This window comes from Streptomyces carminius, assembly GCF_002794255.1.
Taxonomy (GTDB): Bacteria; Actinomycetota; Actinomycetes; order Streptomycetales; family Streptomycetaceae; genus Streptomyces; species Streptomyces carminius.
On sequence record NZ_PGGW01000058.1, the window covers coordinates 151,902 to 169,799 of the forward strand.

The window sequence follows — 17,898 nt, forward strand, 5'->3', positions numbered from 1 at the left end:
GCCTGGGGGGGTTCCTGCCATGTCGGGCCCTGTTCACGGACCGGGCGAGCGGACGCGGACGGGCACCGGGAGATCCGCCCGGGCCACCCGTACCGCCCGGTTCCTGCGTACCGCCCGTACTCATCCGGCCACCCCACCGCTGACCGCGCTGGCGGCCGGGCTGGTCGCGGCCGGCTATCTGTGGAACACCGACCCCCACCAGTCCGGGCAGTGGCTGCCGCGCTGCCCGTTCAACGTGCTCACCGGACTGCTGTGCCCGGCGTGCGGCGGTACGCGGCTGGCGTACGACCTGCTGCACGGGGACCTCGCCGCCGCCTTCCACGACAACGCCCTGCTGCTGGTGCTGGGCGGGCCGGCGGCGGCATACCTGGGCGGGCGGTGGCTCGTGGCGGGGCTGCGCGGGCGCCGGTGGCGGCCGTCGGCGGGGCGGTGGGGCACGGTGGCGATCGTGGGGACCGCGGTGGTGTGGGCGGTCGTACGGAATCTGACCGGCTGAATCCGCCCGCTCTCTCCCGCTCTCCCCCGCCGCCCTCCTCCGCACCGCTTCGCGGTGGTACGCGGTCCGCGCGCGGTTCACGGCGCGCCCGTCCGGTCACCTTTCGATCACGGCTCCGGCCACCGGACAACCAGTGGGGGCCGCCGACCGTCTGGGCCTCCGCCGCGGTACGGCCGGAGCACCGGCAGCCACAGTACGTCCCCAAGACGAAGGCAAGGATCTCCCATGTCGTTCCCCGGCACCGCGCCCAACGGCCAGCCGTACTCCGACAAGTCCAAGGTCGTCGTCGGCCTGCTGCAGATCTTCCTGGGCGGCCTGGGTATCGGCCGCTTCTACACCGGCCACACCGGGATGGCCGTCACCCAGCTGCTGACCTGCGGCGGTCTCGGTCTCTGGGCGCTGATCGACGGCATCCTCTTTCTCACCAGCAGCACCCGCACCGACAAGCAGGGCCGGGTCCTGCGCGGCTGACGGTCGGAGGCCGGGGTGCCCCGCGGTGAACGGGCTCAGAGCAGGGTGAACAGCCAGGCGCCGGCGGCCAGCAGGGCCGTGCCGAACAAGGTGGTGACCGCGGCGGCCACGGTCTGGTCGACGCCGTCGGCCACCGGCTCGCGCAGCCGTACGCGCACCGATGTCCACAGCAGCAGTCCGGCGCCGACCAGTGCGAAGGTCGCCCCGGCGAAGACGGCGGGTCCACTCTCCATGCGGAGCATGGTCGCGTTCCGGGAAGACCTGCGGGCGAACGGCGGGTGAACACCGGCGAAGTGGCCGGATTCCGACCCCCCGTGGCCTCTCCTCTTCTTCCGCACCCCGGCTCGTTCCCCGGTGCCATCCGGTGTCCTCCGGCTTTCTGCTCCCGGCGTCCTCAGCCCGCCGTGCCCCCGTGCCCCTCCAGGGGCAGCAGGAAGCCCTGCTCCACCAGCAGCCGGATCGACTCCGGAGTGCGGTCGCGCAGGCCCACCGGGTCCTCGCCGAGGAGCTGGGCGATGGCGTCGAGGATCCGGCCCGCCGGGAGCGAGCCGTCGCACACACCCGCGAAGCCGGCCCCGACCGTGTCCACCCGCGTCGCCCGCCGCATACCGCGGTTCTGCCGCAGCACGACGTACTCCGGGTCGTCCGCGCCGGGCTTGCCGATCTGTTCCTGCACCACCTCGTCGGCGAGGACGAACCGGGTGGCGAGCAGGGCCGCGTCGTCCGTGGCGCGCAGGAAGTCCCGGCGCTCGAAGTGGGCGCGCACCTCCCCGCCGAGCGGCTGCTCGACGGGGTGCGGCCACTCCTCGGCGGTGACCGACGGACGCTCGGCGCCCGACTTGCGCAGGGTGATCCAGCCGAAGCCGACGGCCGTGGTGCCGCGCGCGGCGAACTCCGCCAGCCAGGCGTCGTACCGTGCCGCGTACACCGCGGGGTCGCCCAGGTGGTCGCCGCCGTCGCGCAGCCACAGCTCGGCGTACTGGGCGACGTCCTGCACCTCGCGCTGCACGATCCAGGCGTCGCAGCCGGGCGGCACCCAGGAGGCGAGCCGTTCGCGCCAGTCCTGGCCGTCCACGTGCTGCCAGTTGGCCAGCAGCTGGCACCAGCCGCCGTCGGCGAGGTGGGCCGCGGAGTCCCGCACGAGGATGCGGCACAGGTCGTCGCCGCCCATACCGCCGTCCCGGTAGGTGAGCCGGGTTCCGTCGGGGGCGCCCGCCGCGGCGCGGGGGGAGATGACGAAGGGCGGGTTGGAGACGATCAGGTCGTACGGCGCCTCGCCCCCGACCGGCTCGAAGAGCGAGCCCTCGCGCAGATCGGCCTCGGGAGCGCCGGACAGCGCCAGGGTGAGGGCCGTCAGCCGCAGGGCGCGGGGGTTGAGGTCGGTGGCGGTGACGGAGTCGGCGTGCTGGGCGGCGTGCAGCGCCTGGATGCCCGAACCGCAGCCGAGGTCCAGGGCGCGGGCCACGGGTGTGCGCACCGTGATGCCCGCCAGGGTGGTGGAGGCGCCGCCGACCCCGAGGACGAGCCGGGCCCGCGGGTCCGGGTCCGGGCCGGCCGTACCCGAGCCGGCCGGGTCCGTGCCCGGATCCGCCAGGTCCGGGCCCGCCACCGTGCCGGTGTCCCGGGCGGTGCGGACACCGCCGGCGCCGCCGACGGCGCAGCCGAGGTCGGAGACGATCCACCAGTTCTGCCCCGCCGGGCCGCCGTACGGCCGGATGTCCACGGTGGCCCGTACGGCGTCCGCGCCGCCCGCCGTACCGCCGCCGGCGCGGCGCAGCCAGCCGTCGGCGAGCGCGTCGTCCGCCGGGAGCGCGGCGCGGGCCCGTTCGTACGGCACCGGCCGCTGGAGCAGGAACAGCCGCACCAGCGTCGCCAGCGGCCCGCCGTCGCGGGTGGCGCGCAGCGCGGGGACGGTCTCGCTGCGGGCCAGCGCGGCGTAGGCGGTGGCGCCGAGCAGCTCCAGCAGGCCGTCGGGGGTGAAGTCGGCGGTGCGGAAGGCGTCGCGCAGCCGGGGCAGGGCGGGGCCGGGGGCGGGGAGGTGGTCCGTACTCACCGCCCCATTGTGGCGTGGAACCGTCCCGGGCACCGGACGTGCCCGCCGTGTACCGGACACCTCCGGTACACGGGCCGTACCGCCCGCGCCGCCCGCGCCGCCTACGCCGCCGACGCGGAGGGGCTCGGCGCCGGCTTGCGGCAGCCCTTCTGCTCGGCCATGGCCTTGCCGAGCTCGCCCTTCTGGAGTTTCTCCAGCGCCTGGTCACCGCCCTCGTTGAGCCGGCCCAGCCCGTCGGCTATCTCCTTGAGCCCGTCGGCGAACTCCGCCTGGTCCTCGGTGTTCAGGGCGTCGGCCTGCTTCTTGAGGTCGGCGTACTTGCGGGACATGCCGTCGAGCTGCCGGACCGCGTCCTTCTCCAGCGCGGCGCCGTCCTCGACCGGCGGGGTGCCCGCCCCCTTCACGGCCTTGGCCAGGGCCGCGTAGGCCCGGGAGATGTCAGAGAAGGCCTGCGCGTCGGTCGTCTTGATCTCCTCCGGGGGCTTCTCCCCCTCGGTGGCCTGGGTGATGGAGGCGTTGGCCTGCTGGATCCTCTTCACCTGGGGCTGCACCTGGTCGCAGAACTTCTGGGCCCACGCGGCGGTCTTGTCCTCACCGTCACCGCCGCACCCGCTGAGCGCGAGTACCAGTGCCGTGCCGCCGGTCAGCGCGATCGCAAGTTTCTTGTTCACTCCGGATCGGTCCCTTCGTGGCTGTCCGGCCCGGAACATACACGCATACGGTCCAACGGCCGATTACGGCACACGGCTTATACGCGGTTTGTGGTCGATATGGACGTCCCGGGGACAAGCACATCTCACACGGATCCGTCCGGGACCGGACGCCCGGGCACACGGCGGGGCGGGCGCCCGGTATCCCGGGTGCCCGCCCCGCCGGCGGCTGTTCCCTTCCGCGCCTTCCGTGACCGTCCGGCCCTTCCGGTCTTTCAGGTCCTTCTTGTCTCTTTTCCTTCTTGGCCCTTCTTGGCCTTTCTTGATCCTTCTGATCTTTCCGCTCCGGCCCGTGCCGCTGTCCGGACCGCGCTACGGAGTCGTCACCGGGGCCCCGGACTCCGTGGAGCCGGACGGTGTGCCGCCGGGCGTCCCGCCGCCGTCCGCGCCACCGTCCGCGCCGGTGTCCGCGTCCGCGTCGCCCACCGCGATGCCGCGCCGCTTGGAGACGTAGACCGCGCCGACGATGACGGTGAGGGCGAGGACCGCGATGAGGGCCCGCACCCAGGGGCTGGCGTCGTCGCCGTAGCTGAACTGCACCACCGCGGGCGCGATCAGCAGTGCCACCAGGTTCATCACCTTCAGCAGCGGGTTGATCGCCGGGCCGGCGGTGTCCTTGAACGGATCGCCGACGGTGTCGCCGATGACGGTCGCGGCGTGCGCCTCGCTGCCCTTGCCGCCGTGGTGGCCGTCCTCGACGAGCTTCTTGGCGTTGTCCCAGGCACCGCCGGAGTTGGCGAGGAAGACCGCCATCAGGGTGCCCGCGCCGATCGCCCCGGCCAGGAAGGAGCCGAGCGCGCCGACGCCGAGGGTGAAGCCGACGGCGATGGGCGCCATGACGGCGAGCAGACCGGGGGTGGTCAGCTCGCGCAGCGCGTCCTTGGTGCAGATGTCCACGACCCGGCCGTAGTCGGGCTTCTCGGTGTAGTCCATGATCCCGGGCTTCTCCCGGAACTGGCGCCGTACCTCGAAGACCACCGCGCCCGCCGACCGGGACACCGCGTTGATCGCCAGCCCGGAGAACAGGAAGACGACCGCGGCGCCGAGGATGAGGCCGACCAGGTTGTTCGGCTGGGAGATGTCCAGGCTCAGGTTCATCTCGCCCGCCCGGGCACCCACGTCCGCCACGGCGGTGGCGATCGCGTCCCGGTAGGCGCCGAAGAGCGCGGCGGCGGCCAGTACCGCGGTGGCGATGGCGATGCCCTTGGTGATGGCCTTGGTGGTGTTGCCGACGGCGTCGAGGTCGGTGAGCACCTGGGCGCCGGCGCCCTCCACGTCGCCGGACATCTCGGCGATGCCCTGGGCGTTGTCGGAGACCGGGCCGAAGGTGTCCATCGCGACGATGACGCCGACGGTGGTCAGCAGACCGGTGCCCGCCAGCGCCACGGCGAACAGGGCCAGCATGATGGAGGTGCCGCCCAGCAGGAAGGCGCCGTAGACGCCGAGGGCGATCAGCAGCGCCGTGTAGACCGCGGACTCCAGGCCGATGGAGATGCCGGCCAGGACCACGGTGGCCGGGCCGGTCAGCGAGGTCTTGCCGATGTCGCGCACCGGCCGCCGGCCGGGCTCGGTGAAGTAGCCGGTGAGCTGCTGGATCAGTGCGGCGAGCACGATGCCGATGGCGACCGCGACCAGTGCGAACACCCGCGGGTCGCCGTCGTGGCCGAGGATGCCGGTGTCGGTGACGCCGTCCAGTTCGGCGAAGCTGGACGGCAGGTAGACGAACGCCGCGACGGCGACGAGGACCAGCGAGATCACCGCGGAGATGAAGAAGCCGCGGTTGATGGCGGTCATGCCGCTGCGGTCGGCGCGGCGCGGGGCGACCGCGAAGATGCCGATCATGGCCGTGAGGACACCGATCGCGGGGACGAGCAGCGGGAAGGCCAGGCCCGCGTCGCCGAAGGCGACGGTGCCCAGGATGAGCGCGGCCACCAGGGTGACGGCGTAGGACTCGAAGAGGTCGGCGGCCATTCCCGCGCAGTCGCCGACGTTGTCGCCGACGTTGTCCGCGATGGTGGCGGCGTTGCGCGGGTCGTCCTCGGGGATGCCCTGCTCGACCTTGCCGACGAGGTCGGCGCCCACGTCGGCGGCCTTGGTGAAGATGCCGCCGCCCACTCGCATGAACATCGCGATCAGCGCGGCGCCCAGACCGAAGCCCTCCAGGACCTTGGGGGCGTCGGCGGCGTAGACGAGCACCACGACGGCGGCGCCGAGGAGGCCCAGACCGACGGTGAACATTCCGACGACACCACCGGTACGGAAAGCGATCTTCATCGCCCGGTGGGAGACGTCGGTCAGATCCCTGGCGGGTTCTCCCGCACCGGGAGTCGCCTCCCGTGCGGCGGCGGCGACCCGTACGTTGCTGCGTACCGCGAGCCACATGCCGATATAACCGGTGGCCGCCGAGAAGCCGGCGCCGACCAGGAAGAACAAGGAGCGGCCGATTCGCTGGCCCATGTCGTCGGCCGGGAGCAACATCAAAAGGAAGAAGACCACGACGGCGAATACGCCGAGAGTGCGCAACTGCCGCGCGAGGTAGGCGTTCGCACCTTCCTGCACGGCGGCGGCGATCTTCTTCATGCTGTCGGTGCCCTCACCGGCCGCGAGCACCTGACGTACCAGCATCACGGCGACCACCAGGGCCGCCACCGCGATCAGTGCGATCACCAGCACCAGACCGCGGTTGCCGCTGGTGAGAACGGCTTCGGCCAGGTGCAGCCGGTTCTGGGAGGGGATGTGGTGCGCGGCCATTCGTCCTCCTTGACGTTTGGCACATGGGCGCGCGCAAGCACGCTCAGGCGTCCTGCTGCAAAGATGTGGACGGATTGTAGGAGCCGCTCCGGGTCATAACCAGAGTGCGCTATTCACCGCCGATCCGCACCTTTGAAGATCGAATAGCAGGCACCGAGACGATTCCCCCGAACAGGGGGATGTATTCCCCTGTGACACCGCCGTCTCACTGGGACGGCAGCTCTTTGAGACACCCCCCGAGGTGCCATTCGGGTGATTTCCGGAAAAAGGCCACGAGGAATGCGTCCGGAAACACCAGGGCGACGCCGGCCGGAGCTTCCGGAGCGACGGCACGCAGGTTTTCCCCTACGGAATTTCCCGCGGCGGGCCGTACGCGTGGGGAGGCGGCCCGGCGCACCGACCCGGCCGGGAGGGACCAGGACGGGAGGGGGAAGGGACCGGACAGGAGAGGGATCGGACAGGAGAGGGATCGGACAGGAGGGAGACCGGCGGAGGAAGCCGACGCGGCAGCCGGTGGCGGGAGGGCCGGTCCTCCGGTGCGGAGCGCCGTGCGGGGAGGACCCGGCTATGCGCGGGAGACCGGGGTGACCGGCCAGCTCATCCGGATGAGGCCGCCGTGCTCGTCGGCGGTCACCTCGAAGTCGTCCACCAGCCCGCTGATCACCGCGAGCCCCAGATCGCTCTCGTCGTCGCCCTCGGCGCCGTCCCCGTTGGCGGAGCCATGGCCCGGACCGTGCACCGTCGGGACGTCGTCCCCGACCTCGATGCGGAACGCCTTCTCGCCCTCGGTCAGCCTCACCCGGACAGGTGTGTCGAGGCCGTGGCCGACATGGAGACCGACGGCCCGGCTGCACGCCTCACCCACCGCGAGCCGCACCTCGTCGAGCGCCGTCTCGTCGACACCGGACCGGCGCGCGACGGCGGCCGCCACCAGCCGCGCCGTCCTCACATGCTCGGGCAGCGCGCTGAAGAGCAGTTCGACGGTGGCCATAGCCATCCCCCTCGGTAGTACGTGCGGACCTTCGCGCTCACCGGCCGGGAACTCACCGGCCCGGCGGCCCGATGCCTGGATCCGGCGGCCGGCGGTCAGCGACCGACAGCCGACAGCCGACGGTCGGCAAGGGGCACCGGGCCGACACACGTGTGGACCCGGTACCCCTGTCGCCGCCTTGCGCGGGCTGTGCGGCCCCGGCTTCTCAGTCGGTGGCCGCCACGGCCTCGTCGACCGAGGTGTGAATGGGAAACACCTTGGTCAGGCCGGTGATACGGAAGATCTTGAGAATGCGTTCCTGGTTGCAGACCAGACGCAGTGATCCCTCGTGCGCGCGCACTCGCTTGAGCCCGCCGACGAGCACACCGAGGCCGGTGGAGTCGAGGAAGTCAACACCCTCCATGTCCACGACCAGGTGGTAGCTGCCGTCGTTCACCAGCTCCACCAGTTGCTCACGCAACTTGGGCGCGGTGTATACATCGATCTCGCCACCCACCGAGACGATCGTGCGATCGCCGACGGTACGGGTCGACAGGGACAGGTCCACGGATCCTCCAGCACCTTGCTATCGAGCGGTCCGCCCCCTGGGATGTACCCCACCGGGAGCGGAGAGGGGTCCCTTCTACCGGAAGCGGGGAGGGGGTCCTCCCACCGGGGGGCGGGAGGGTGTCCCGCCGAAGGCAGAGGTGAAGCCTCCCCACCGAAGGTAGGGGACGGATCGGCAGCCGCAGAAGCATTCAATCACTTACCCGGGTCATGCACGACGCCTTGCGACCATTGTCCGTCGTGCCGGTGACACACTCGAATCCGATGGCCACCAACCACCGCGCGGCGTCGGCAGACGCGCGACCCCCGTCCCCGTCCCCCCGGGCAGTCCTCGAAGGCCTCACCGCGGGGGCGGACCGGGCCGTGCGCATCACCCATACGGAGCACCTGCCCCCACGGGTCGGTCGTCATGCGGACTGGCCTGGCCGGATTCGGCCGGAAGTGATCGACGCGATCCGCGCGGCGGGTATCGACCGCCCCTGGGAGCACCAGGCCCGTACCGCCCGGCACGCACTGCGCGGCGAGTCGGTGGTCGTCGCCACCGGAACGGCCTCGGGCAAGTCCCTGGCCTATCTCGCCCCGGTGCTCAGCGCCCTGCTGGACGGCTCCGGGGCCCCGAACGGGCGCGGCGCCACCGCCCTCTACCTCGCCCCGACCAAGGCCCTCGCCGCCGACCAGCGGCGGGCCGTGAGCGCACTGGCCGCCCCACTGGGCAGCGCGGTCCGTCCCGCGGTCTTCGACGGCGACACACCGGCCGAGGAACGCGACTGGGCGCGGCAGTACGCCAACCTGCTGCTCACCAACCCCGACATGCTGCACCGCGGGCTGCTCCCGGGCCATGCCCGCTGGTCCTCCTTCCTGCGCGCGCTGCGTTATGTGGTCGTCGACGAGTGCCACACCTACCGGGGGGTGTTCGGCTCCCATGTCGCCCAGGTGCTGCGGCGGCTGCGGCGGGTGTGCGCCCGTTACGGCGGCGCGCCGGTGTTCCTGCTGGCCTCCGCCACCGCCGCCGAGCCGGGCAGGGCGGCGACCCGGCTCACCGGCCTGCCCGTGACCGAGGTCACCGAGGACGCCTCCCCGCGCGGCGAGGTGGTCTTCGCCCTGTGGGAACCCCCGCTGACGGAGCTGCGCGGCGAGCGCGGCGCCCCGGTGCGCCGTACCGCCACCGCCGAGACCGCCGACCTGCTCACCGACCTCGCCGTCCGGGGGGTGCGGACTGTGGCCTTCGTCCGCTCCCGGCGCGGCGCCGAGCTGATCTCGGTCATCGCCCGGGAGCGGCTGGCCGAGGTGGACCGCGATCTGGCCGGACGGGTGGCCGCCTACCGCGGCGGCTATCTGCCCGAGGAGCGCCGCGCCCTGGAGCAGGCACTGCACTCCGGCGAACTCCTCGGCCTGGCCGCCACCAACGCCCTGGAACTGGGCATCGACGTCTCCGGGCTCGACGCCGTCCTGCTGACCGGGTATCCCGGCACCCGGGCCTCGCTGTGGCAGCAGGCCGGGCGGGCCGGCCGGGCGGGCCAGGGAGCGCTGGCCGTCCTCGTCGCCCGGGACGACCCGCTGGACACCTATCTCGTCCATCACCCCGACGCGATCTTCCGCCGCCCCGTGGAGTCCACCGTCCTGGACCCGGACAACCCCTATGTCCTCACCCCCCATCTGTGCGCGGCCGCGGCGGAACTCCCTCTCACCGAGACCGACTTCGAGCTGTTCGGCCCGGCGGTGCCCGGGCTGGTGCCGGTGCTGGAGCGGCGCGGACTGCTGCGCCGCCGGGGAACGGGCTGGTACTGGACCCGCCGTGAGCGGGCCTGCGACCTCGCCGACATCCGCGGCCGGGGCGGCCGGCCGGTGCAGGTGGTGGAGGACGCCACCGGACGGCTGCTGGGCACGGTCGACGCCGCGGCCGCCCACACCACCGTCCACGACGGCGCGGTCCATCTCCACCAGGGCCGCAGCTACGTGGTCCGGCGGCTCGACCTGGACGACTCGGTCGCCCTGGTCGAGCAGGCCGATCCCCCCTGGACGACGATGGCCCGGGACACCACCGCGATCTCCGTCCTGGAGACCACCGCCGAGGTCCCCTGGGGCGGGGCCCGGCTGTGCTTCGGCTCGGTGGAGGTCACCAACCAGGTCGTCTCCTACCTGCGCCGCAGGCTCGTCACCGGCGAGGTGCTCGGCGAGACGAAACTGGACCTGCCGCCGCGCACCCTGCGCACCCGCGCGGTGTGGTGGACGGTCACCGAGGACCAGCTCGACGCCGCCCGGGTGGGCCCGGAGATACTGCCCGGGGCCCTGCACGCCGCCGAGCACGCCTCGATCGGGATGCTGCCGCTGTTCGCCACCTGTGACCGCTGGGACATCGGCGGTGTCTCCGTACCGCTGCACGCCGACACCCTGCTGCCGACGGTGTTCGTCTACGACGGACACCCCGGCGGCGCCGGCTTCGCCGAGCGCGCCTTCCACACCGCCCGCGAGTGGCTGACCGCGACCCGCCAGGCCATCGCGGCGTGCGAGTGCGACAGCGGCTGCCCCTCGTGCATACAGTCTCCCAAGTGCGGCAACGGCAACGACCCCCTGCACAAGCGCGGCGCCGTCCGGCTGCTCACCGAACTGCTGCGGCAGGCCCCGCCCGGGCCCGCACCCCGGCGGCGTACGGACCCGCCCGCACCCGCACCGTGAGATCGGCGACCAGGTCCCGCACCCGGCAGCGGACCACTCTCGCCCGCTGGGCGGCGGCCACCTCCCGGGCCGCGGCGCACGCCCGTGCGTCGCCCCACAGGGCGTGATCGGCCGCCGCGAGGGCCGCCGCGTCCGCCGCGGCACCCGCCCGGTGGCGGACCACGACAGCCTGCCCCAGGCCCAGCACGGCCACCGCCAGCACGCACAGCACGACCCCGCACACCGCGGCCCACACCGTGGCCGAGCCCCCGTCCCCGCGCCCCGGTCGCCGGGCCGCCGACCGGTCCGTCGGCGGCCGGTCAGGCGGGCCGGGCGGCAGGCTGCCGGGCAGGCGCCCGCTTCGCCGGTCAGTCCGGCTCCGCATACGCCACCGCCTCCGCCCCCAGTTCCACGGCCAGCGGTCCCGGACCGGCCGCCCTCGCGGTCACCCGCACCCGCACCAGTTCTCCCTCCCGCGCCGTCTCCACCGCCGCACCGCGCGGCGCCACCGCGCGTACGGCCCGCCGCACCCGCTCCGGCGGCTCGTCCCGGGCCACCGCCCGTGCGCCGGCGCCCGCCGCGTCCACACATCCGATCTGCGCGGCCACCGCCGCCACCGCCCACAGCACCATCCCGAGCAGGACCACCAGGGAGGGCACCACCACGGCGGTCTCCGCGGTGACATAGCCCGCCTCCTGCCCCGCCCCCGTTCGGAGAGCCCGCATCCGTGGGGCCCGCATCCGTGGGGCCGCCGACCGGAGTGGCCCTCCCGCACCGCCGGGTGGGCCCGTACCGCCGGACGCGCCCGTCCCGGCGCCGTCAGAAGCCCGCATCGAGCGCCCGCTCGATCAACTGCTGCATCGCATCGCTGACCGGTTCACTGGTGACGATCTTGTACAGGACCGCAGCGAAGCCCGCGGCAGCGATCGTGCCCACCGCGTACTCCGCCGTGCTCATCCCCGCCTGTGTGTCCCCGGACCGCACCCTGCGCGCGATCCTGCCGCTCCACTCCCGCATCCGTCCCCGCATGGTTCTCTCCCTCTCCTCTTCCGGTTTCCGGTTCTGTTCCGGGTGTTCTTCCGGGTGTTCCGGGTGTTCGTGTTCTCTTCTCGGTCGCCGTACGGCGACCGGCTCACAGCAGGGACCGCGCCAGGCCGATGACCACCGGCACCACTCCCGCCAGCAGGAAGGCGGGCAGGAAGCACAGCCCCAGCGGCCCGGTGACCAGGACCGCGGCCCGGCGGGCCCGCCCCGTCGCCGCCCGCGCCCGGGCGGCCCGGCACTCGGCCGCCAGCCGGCCCACCTGTTCCACGGCGGGCACTCCGGTCGTCCCCGCCCGCTCCAGGCACCGCGCCAGCCCGGCCGCCCCTGGCAGCTCGCCCAGCCGCTCCCACACGGCCGCCGGATCACCGCCCAGCCGCAGCTCGGCCGAGGCCCGGACCAGGCGCTCGCCGAGCGGACCGCCCACCGAGGCGCCCACCGCCCCGGCCGCCTCACACGGCCCCGAACCCGCCGCCAGGCAGGCGGCCAGCAGCTCCGCGGTGATCGGCAACCGCTCGTCCACCCGCACTCCGAGGTCCGTCTCACCCCGTGCGGACCGTCCGGCGGCACGGGAACGACCGGTGCTCTCCGTCCGGTTGCCGCGGCCGCGTGACAGTCGTCCAAGGCCCCACGCCGCGGCGGCCCCGAACGCCCAGCCGACCGGACCGCCGACCAGCACCACTCCCAGTGCCAGGACACCGAGCGGCGCCGCGGCGTCCCGCAGCGGTGGCAGCCGCCGCCGTATCCGGTCGACGCGCGGCGGTGTCCGCCCTTCCGGCCGACCGACCGGCAGCGCGGTCAGCCGCCGCCGGTGCCGGCGCGCCCGTCCCATCGCCGGTACCGTCCCCACCAGGCAGATGGCGGCCACCGGAGCGGCCAGTCCGGCCAGTCCGGCCGCTCCGGGGAAGCCGACCGGCCCGGAAGGTCCGAGGAACGCCGTCCACAACCCGTGGAAGATTTCGCCGGTCACTTCCGGCCGCCCTTCTCCGCCGTACGGATGATCCGGGCGACCCAGGCCAGGCCGGCCCACTCCAGTGCCCCGGCCGCGACCAGACAGGCCCATCCCGCCGGGCTGTGCAGCAGTACGTGCAGCGGCCGCGCTCCCATGGCGGTGCCCAGCAGCAGCCCGAACGCCGGCAGCACCGCCAGCACCAGCGCCGTGGCGCGCGGGCCCGCCAACTGGGCGCGCAACTCCTCCCGCTGGTCGCGTTCCGCGCGCAGCGCCCCGGCCGCCCGGTCCAGCCCGTCCGCCAGCCCCGCGCCTCCGTCCACCGCCACCTGCCAGCACGCGGCCACCCCGGCCAGCCCGCCCGCGCCCTCCTGCCGGGCCGCCTGCCGCAGCGCCTCCGGTACGTCCCCTCCGAAGCGCGCCGCCGCCAGTACCGCCGCGCCACCGTCCCCGAAGCCGGGCATGCCCACCGCCAGCAGGGCCCGCTCCGGGGTACGGCCGGCCCGCAGCTCACCGACGAGTGCCGAGCACAGTTCGACGACGGCCGCCTCCCGCGCCTCCCCCGCACGCCGCCGTTCCCGCCGCCGCAGCCCGCGCCCCAGCAAGGGCACCGCCAGCACCCCGGCCAGCAGCGGCAGTACCGAACCCCCCAGCAGCGCCGACACCGCACCACCCGCCAGGCACCAGCCCACGAGCCCGGCCCGGATCCCGCGAAAGGCCCCGGCCCGGCCACCGAGCAGACGTGCCGGTCGGGCGACGATCCGCGCCACCGGTCCCGGGGCGGCGGCCCACCACGGGGGAACTGGCCCCGCATCGTCCGCGCACAGCGACCGGGCCCGCCGCACGCCTTCACCCGGCCCGCTCAACAGCCAGGTCAGTGCTCCGGCACACACCATCGCCGCGCACACCGATCCCGCGTACACCATGGCCGGCCGCGCCTCCACCAGCCCCGCCGCTCCGGCCGGAACCGCCGCTTCGGCCAGTCCCAGCGCTCCCGTCAGCCCGGCCGTCCCGGCCGGTCCGGTCACCGTCACAGCGCACCACCACCCCGCGCGCACAGCCGTTCCAGCCGCGGCCAGCCCCGTTCCCGCACGAAGCCACCCGGGCTCCAGACGGCGGCGGGTACGGTCACCACCAGGCCGTACCGGTCCTGCTCCAGTACGTGGATCTCCGCGACGCGCCGCCGCCCGCGGCGGTCCCGCTCCAGGTGGAGCACCACCGACAGCGCCGCCGCGAGCTGGCTGTGCAGCGCGGTCCGGTCGAGCCCGGCGGTGGTGCCCAGCGCCTCCAGCCGGGCGGGTACGTCGGCCGCCGCGTTGGCGTGGACGGTGTATTGACCGAACTAACTCACAGGTCTTCGCAGGTCAGGTGGGGTTTCTGCTAGCTTCCCGCCATGCCTGGTGAAGAGGGTCCCGGAAGGGATCTAAGGAACTTTGTGCTGCCCGAGATTGGCAAGTTGCTGGAGACAGGAGACCCGTGGGAGCCCTACCAGCTGCTGGACCCGTTCGGGCGGCCGGTCGAGCCGGTCAGGGTGTACTTCAAGGACCTGCTGGCTGGGCCGTACTCGCCGCTGACGCCGCGCTCGTACGGCATGGATTTCCTGCGGTGGTGGCGCTTCCTGTGGGCGTTCGAGATCGAGTGGGACCGCGCGACCCGTGTGGACGCCCGGGATTTCACACTGTGGATGAAACTGGCGGACAAACCGTTACGCGTCCACTGGCGCCACCGCGGCAAGGACCCCTCCGAGATCCCGGCGCCGTCCCGGACTGGTCGGCCGGCGCCGGGAACTCCGAACCCGGTGACCGGGAAGCCGACCATCGGGGCGAAGTACGCTCCCACCACATGGGCTCACTGCGAGACGGCTCTGCGGACCTTCTACGACTGGCACCTGGACAACAACTCCGGTTCCCTGCTGGTCAATCCGTTCCCCTTGGACTGCTCACGACACCGGGGCCGGCGCCGTCCCAGCGCCCAGGGCAAGCAGGGCCGTCCAGGTGAGCGGGCGAACGCCCACCACAACCCGATGGACGAGTTCCAGACGGATCAGAAGGGCCGCTACCGCCCCAAGGTCCCCAAGCGGATTCCGCGGCGGATCCCCGAGGACAAGTACACCGAGGTCTTCGCGAGCCTCCGTTCGCACCGCGACCGGGCACTGTTGGCCTTCTGGGTCTCCAACGGTGCCCGCGCCAAGGAACTCCTCAGCCCAAAGCAGGGCGACGCGAAGGTCGGCCAGCAGACCATCGGCGTGATCCGCAAAGGTACCGAGGACTACCAGGAACTGCCCGCCAACCTGGATGCGTTCGTCTGGCTACGGCTCTACCAGGAAGAAGCCTGGAAGAAGGGGGTCCCACAAGGCCGCCACCAGCCGCTGTGGTGGACCCTGCGGCGTCCGTGGCGGCCGTTGGAGTACGACGCGGCCCGCATGATGTTCAAACGCGCCCAAGGACTCCTGGGCTCCAACTGGACGCTCCACGACCTACGGCACACCGCGACCTTCTTGATGCTCGACGACCCGGACATGCCGCCCGTCTACGTTCAGCACATCCTCGGCCACAAACACCTGTCGACCTTGGACATCTACAACCGGCCCAGCAAGGACGACGTGATCGCGGCAGGTCTCGCCTTCCACGCTCGCCAGGAGCAAAAGCGGCAGAACCCGGCGCCCGTGGTGCCGTCTCCCGCCTACAACTCAGACTCGCTCAACATCCTGTTCGGAAGGCAGCCCTCGTGATGCAGCCCGCACCTCCCTTGGCGCCAGTAGTTCCAGCACCATCGGCCAGGCCCGCGACGCGGACCCTGAAGGGGGCGGAGGCTGCTGCGCTGCTCCGGCGTTTCCCACCACGCACACCGGCCTCTACATGGCCGATGACGGAGGCGACTTCGGAGTACCTCCTCCACAGCATCCAACGACCGCCGCTCTGCGCGCCGGGCGAGTCTGCCCAGGCGGTTCGGGAGATCGGTGCCCGGGTGCTTCTGCAATGGCTGCAGACGTTCCCGGGAGCCACTTGGCAGGAACGCTGGCAGGCCAGTCCGGCAGTCACCTGGTCGGGGCAGGAACTGATCGAAGGGGTCCGTGCGTGGGCTCGCACGATCGGCAGGAGTCCCACACCAAGCACAGTCCGTTCCGGGGTCCTGGCTCTGATCTGTGCGGACGCCATCCGACCCGATGCGGCATGGCTGTCCCGCTACCCATCAAAGCACTTGAGGCCGGCCATCGCGGCCGCGCGAGACGCAGAAGGGTTCGCTCGGCTCCAAGCTGCTATCCCACAGTCCGGACGCAGGAAATCGGACGGGCTGCTGGCCCTTGCCCAGATCCTGGTTATGCACGGCGGAAAGATCGAAGAAATTGTCGTCGGAGACTTCCTTGCGAGGCTTCGGGAAGTACCTCGGCACCAAAGCGGCCCCGTGCGTCTTGCCTACTCCTGGCTTCGCGGAATCGGGCAATTTCCGTCTAATGCTCCGGTGACACTTCGCCTGATCGAGAACCGCTCAGGTCAGGTCACGCCAGCCGAACTCGTGGACCGGTATCACCTTCAGTGCAAGCCGGTTCGCGACCTCATTGTCGACTATCTCTCGGAACGTCAGCCGAGTATCGACTACAACTCACTCAAGCTTCTATCGACGAACCTCAGCCGATTGTTCTGGGCTGACCTTGAACAGCATCACCCCGGAATTAACTCGCTCCGCCTTTCTCCCGACATGGCTGCGGCCTGGAAGGCGCGCCTCGCAGTGAAAACTGTCCGAAGGAGACGCCCGGATGGGACGGTCGGGGAGGTGACGGGACCGCGCGCTTCAGCGCCATCCGTGATGATGGCGGTCCGTGCGTTCTATCTGGATATCGGGCACTGGGCACTGGAGGAGCCCGAGCGCTGGGGACCCTGGGCCGTTCCGTCTCCAGTTTCCGAAGCGGACTGCTCTGTGAAGAAACTTGAGCAGCAGGTCAAGGCGCGGATGGACCAGCGCACCCGTGAGCGTCTGCCCTACCTGCCGGCTCTCGTCCGTGTCGCTGATCGCCGCCTCAAAGAGGCAAGTGAGCGGCTTGCTGCCCTCGTCAGAGCACCTCTGGGCTCCACCTTCACCGTCCTGGGAGAGACATTCACCGCCCCGAAGACCACCTCCCGCGCCGACGGGCAGGCAACCACGGTCCACGACGTTCAGGGACGGCGCCGTGACCTGCGCACGGAGGAGAAGCGGGCTTTCTGGGCCTGGGCCACGATCGAGATCCTGCGGCACACAGGAATCCGAATCGAAGAATTGCTGGAGCTCGGGCATCACAGCATCATCAGCTACAAACTGCCCACAACCGGCGAGATCATTCCCCTGTTGCAGATCGCCCCGTCAAAGATCGACCAAGAGCGACTCCTCCTCATCTCTCCAGAACTCGCCGATGTACTCAGTGCCGTGATCACGCGCGTCCGCCAGAAATACGGAACAGTCCCTGTGGTTCCAAGCTACGACCACCAAGAGCGGGTCTGGAACGATCCCCTTCCCCTCCTTTACCAATGGCAAGTGAGTGAAGAGCACCGGCCGGTCTCGGTGAACACGGTCCGACAATCATTGAACGAAACCATGACGGCCGCTGGCCTTACTGACGCTTCCGGAGCACCCTTGAATTTCCAGCCCCACGATTTCCGTCGAATCTTCATTACGGACGCGATCCTCAACGGGCTGCCGCCGCACATCGCGCAGGTGATTGCAGGCCATGGAAACATCAACACCACCATGGGATATAACGCGATCTACCCTGCCAAGGCGATCGAGGCTCACCGCGCGTTCATCGCGCGCCGGCGGGCTCTGCGTCCGGTCGAGGAATATCGCGCCGTGACCCCAGAAGAGTGGCAGGAGTTTCTCGGCCACTTCGCGCGCCGCAAGCTCGCCCTCGGCGACTGCGGACGAGCCTACGGAACCGACTGTATTCATGAGCACGCTTGTATCAGATGCCCCGTACTCATTGTCGACTTCAGCGAGTTGTCACGCCTGGTCGAAGTACGCGACAACCTCACCGATCGGATCGCCGAAGCCGAAAGAGAGGGATGGTTCGGCGAAGTTGAGCAACTATCCGTCAGCCGTACCGCCGCAGAGGAAAAGATCGCTCAGCTTGAGTCAAGGAAAAACCGAAAGGACTCACCAGTCTTCCTCGGCACCCCCAGCTTCGACCAGCTGATTGCTCGTGACAGCGAGGCTGACGCCACCGAGTCGACATGAAGCGCACAGAAGATGCGGGGGAAATCGCCC

General features: G+C 71.6%; 16 protein-coding genes and 1 pseudogene. 5 read left to right on the plus strand and 12 right to left on the minus strand.

The features are described 5' to 3' along the window. The first annotated feature begins 19 nt into the window (after positions 1–19). Both CUT44_RS17845 and CUT44_RS17850 read left to right on the plus strand, forming a co-directional pair. Positions 20–496 (plus strand): DUF2752 domain-containing protein, encoded by a 477-nt coding sequence (locus tag CUT44_RS17845; RefSeq protein WP_100202877.1) that lies wholly within the window; start codon positions 20–22, stop codon positions 494–496. A 225-nt stretch (positions 497–721) separates the two neighbouring features. Beyond that, the gene (locus CUT44_RS17850; RefSeq protein ID WP_100202878.1) at positions 722–967 is read left to right on the plus strand and encodes a TM2 domain-containing protein; all 246 of its coding nucleotides are present in this window, start codon (positions 722–724) and stop codon (positions 965–967) included. Between the two features lie 35 nt (positions 968–1,002). On the opposite strand, the gene CUT44_RS17855 is transcribed toward CUT44_RS17850, so the two are convergent. The 6 genes from CUT44_RS17855 to bldG all read right to left on the minus strand — a co-directional run bounded on the left by CUT44_RS17855 (position 1,003) and on the right by bldG (position 8,019). After that, a complete protein-coding gene (locus CUT44_RS17855) occupies positions 1,003–1,200 on the minus strand; it encodes a hypothetical protein (protein WP_100203049.1) in 198 nt (65 codons plus the stop codon). Positions 1,201–1,361: 161 nt separating this feature from the next. Then, the gene (locus CUT44_RS17860) at positions 1,362–3,020 is read right to left on the minus strand and encodes a DUF7059 domain-containing protein (RefSeq protein WP_100202879.1); all 1,659 of its coding nucleotides are present in this window, start codon (positions 3,018–3,020) and stop codon (positions 1,362–1,364) included. A gap of 101 nt (positions 3,021–3,121) precedes the next feature. Further along, positions 3,122–3,691 carry a small secreted protein gene (locus CUT44_RS17865; protein ID WP_100202880.1) on the minus strand — a complete coding sequence of 190 codons (570 nt, stop codon included), beginning with the start codon at positions 3,689–3,691 and terminating at the stop codon, positions 3,122–3,124. Between the two features lie 351 nt (positions 3,692–4,042). After that, positions 4,043–6,481 carry a sodium-translocating pyrophosphatase gene (locus CUT44_RS17870; RefSeq protein ID WP_233221470.1) on the minus strand — a complete coding sequence of 813 codons (2,439 nt, stop codon included), beginning with the start codon at positions 6,479–6,481 and terminating at the stop codon, positions 4,043–4,045. Positions 6,482–7,046: 565 nt separating this feature from the next. Further along, positions 7,047–7,472: an ATP-binding protein gene (locus CUT44_RS17875; protein WP_100202881.1), complete on the minus strand. Its 426-nt coding sequence runs from the start codon at positions 7,470–7,472 to the stop codon at positions 7,047–7,049. A gap of 205 nt (positions 7,473–7,677) precedes the next feature. Then, on the minus strand, positions 7,678–8,019 hold the full coding sequence (gene bldG / locus CUT44_RS17880; RefSeq protein ID WP_093657489.1) for an anti-sigma factor antagonist BldG: 342 nt from the start codon (positions 8,017–8,019) through the stop codon (positions 7,678–7,680). Positions 8,020–8,282: 263 nt separating this feature from the next. On the opposite strand from bldG, the gene CUT44_RS17885 reads away from it, so the two are divergent. Further along, complete coding sequence (locus CUT44_RS17885) at positions 8,283–10,694, plus strand: DEAD/DEAH box helicase (protein WP_233221471.1); 2,412 nt, start codon at positions 8,283–8,285, stop codon at positions 10,692–10,694. Here the strand turns inward: CUT44_RS17885 and CUT44_RS17890 are convergent. The 6 genes and pseudogenes from CUT44_RS17890 to CUT44_RS17915 all read right to left on the minus strand — a co-directional run. Continuing rightward, positions 10,618–11,058: an Rv3654c family TadE-like protein gene (locus CUT44_RS17890; protein ID WP_100202883.1), complete on the minus strand. Its 441-nt coding sequence runs from the start codon at positions 11,056–11,058 to the stop codon at positions 10,618–10,620. The two genes, CUT44_RS17885 and CUT44_RS17890, sit on opposite strands and share 77 nt — an antisense overlap. Further along, complete coding sequence (locus CUT44_RS17895) at positions 11,042–11,398, minus strand: TadE family type IV pilus minor pilin (protein WP_233221472.1); 357 nt, start codon at positions 11,396–11,398, stop codon at positions 11,042–11,044. Before CUT44_RS17895 ends, CUT44_RS17890 begins: the two co-directional genes overlap by 17 nt. Before the next feature lie 94 nt (positions 11,399–11,492). Next, positions 11,493–11,702 (minus strand): DUF4244 domain-containing protein, encoded by a 210-nt coding sequence (locus CUT44_RS17900; RefSeq protein WP_100202885.1) that lies wholly within the window; start codon positions 11,700–11,702, stop codon positions 11,493–11,495. A 103-nt stretch (positions 11,703–11,805) separates the two neighbouring features. After that, positions 11,806–12,684 carry a type II secretion system F family protein gene (locus CUT44_RS17905; protein WP_233221473.1) on the minus strand — a complete coding sequence of 293 codons (879 nt, stop codon included), beginning with the start codon at positions 12,682–12,684 and terminating at the stop codon, positions 11,806–11,808. Continuing rightward, positions 12,681–13,589, minus strand: coding sequence for a type II secretion system F family protein (locus CUT44_RS17910; RefSeq protein ID WP_100203050.1), 909 nt, complete (start codon positions 13,587–13,589; stop codon positions 12,681–12,683). The genes CUT44_RS17905 and CUT44_RS17910 overlap by 4 nt, the downstream gene beginning before the upstream one ends. Positions 13,590–13,693: 104 nt before the next feature. Next, positions 13,694–14,002, minus strand: a pseudogene (locus CUT44_RS17915) (TadA family conjugal transfer-associated ATPase); the annotation flags it as partial. 117 nt (positions 14,003–14,119) lie between these two features. Between CUT44_RS17915 and CUT44_RS17920 the strand changes: the two are divergent. Next, positions 14,120–15,394, plus strand: coding sequence for a tyrosine-type recombinase/integrase (locus tag CUT44_RS17920; RefSeq protein WP_233221474.1), 1,275 nt, complete (start codon positions 14,120–14,122; stop codon positions 15,392–15,394). A 731-nt stretch (positions 15,395–16,125) separates the two neighbouring features. Then, positions 16,126–17,868, plus strand: coding sequence for a site-specific integrase (locus CUT44_RS17925; RefSeq protein ID WP_233221475.1), 1,743 nt, complete (start codon positions 16,126–16,128; stop codon positions 17,866–17,868). The last annotated feature ends 30 nt before the right edge of the window (positions 17,869–17,898 follow it).

Bases quoted from the DNA above. Each gene is read 5' to 3' on its own strand.
- CUT44_RS17870 (WP_233221470.1), bottom strand. From the start codon at position 6,481: ATGGCCGCGCACCACATCCCCTCCCAGAACCGGCTGCACCTGGCCGAA.
- CUT44_RS17895 (WP_233221472.1), bottom strand. From the start codon at position 11,398: ATGCGGGCTCTCCGAACGGGGGCGGGGCAGGAGGCGGGCTATGTCACC.
- CUT44_RS17890 (WP_100202883.1), bottom strand. From the start codon at position 11,058: ATGCGGAGCCGGACTGACCGGCGAAGCGGGCGCCTGCCCGGCAGCCTG.
- CUT44_RS17845 (WP_100202877.1), top strand. From the start codon at position 20: ATGTCGGGCCCTGTTCACGGACCGGGCGAGCGGACGCGGACGGGCACC.
- CUT44_RS17900 (WP_100202885.1), bottom strand. From the start codon at position 11,702: ATGCGGGGACGGATGCGGGAGTGGAGCGGCAGGATCGCGCGCAGGGTG.
- CUT44_RS17885 (WP_233221471.1), top strand. From the start codon at position 8,283: ATGGCCACCAACCACCGCGCGGCGTCGGCAGACGCGCGACCCCCGTCC.
- CUT44_RS17855 (WP_100203049.1), bottom strand. From the start codon at position 1,200: ATGGAGAGTGGACCCGCCGTCTTCGCCGGGGCGACCTTCGCACTGGTC.
- CUT44_RS17850 (WP_100202878.1), top strand. From the start codon at position 722: ATGTCGTTCCCCGGCACCGCGCCCAACGGCCAGCCGTACTCCGACAAG.
- CUT44_RS17910 (WP_100203050.1), bottom strand. From the start codon at position 13,589: ATGGTGTACGCGGGATCGGTGTGCGCGGCGATGGTGTGTGCCGGAGCA.
- CUT44_RS17875 (WP_100202881.1), bottom strand. From the start codon at position 7,472: ATGGCCACCGTCGAACTGCTCTTCAGCGCGCTGCCCGAGCATGTGAGG.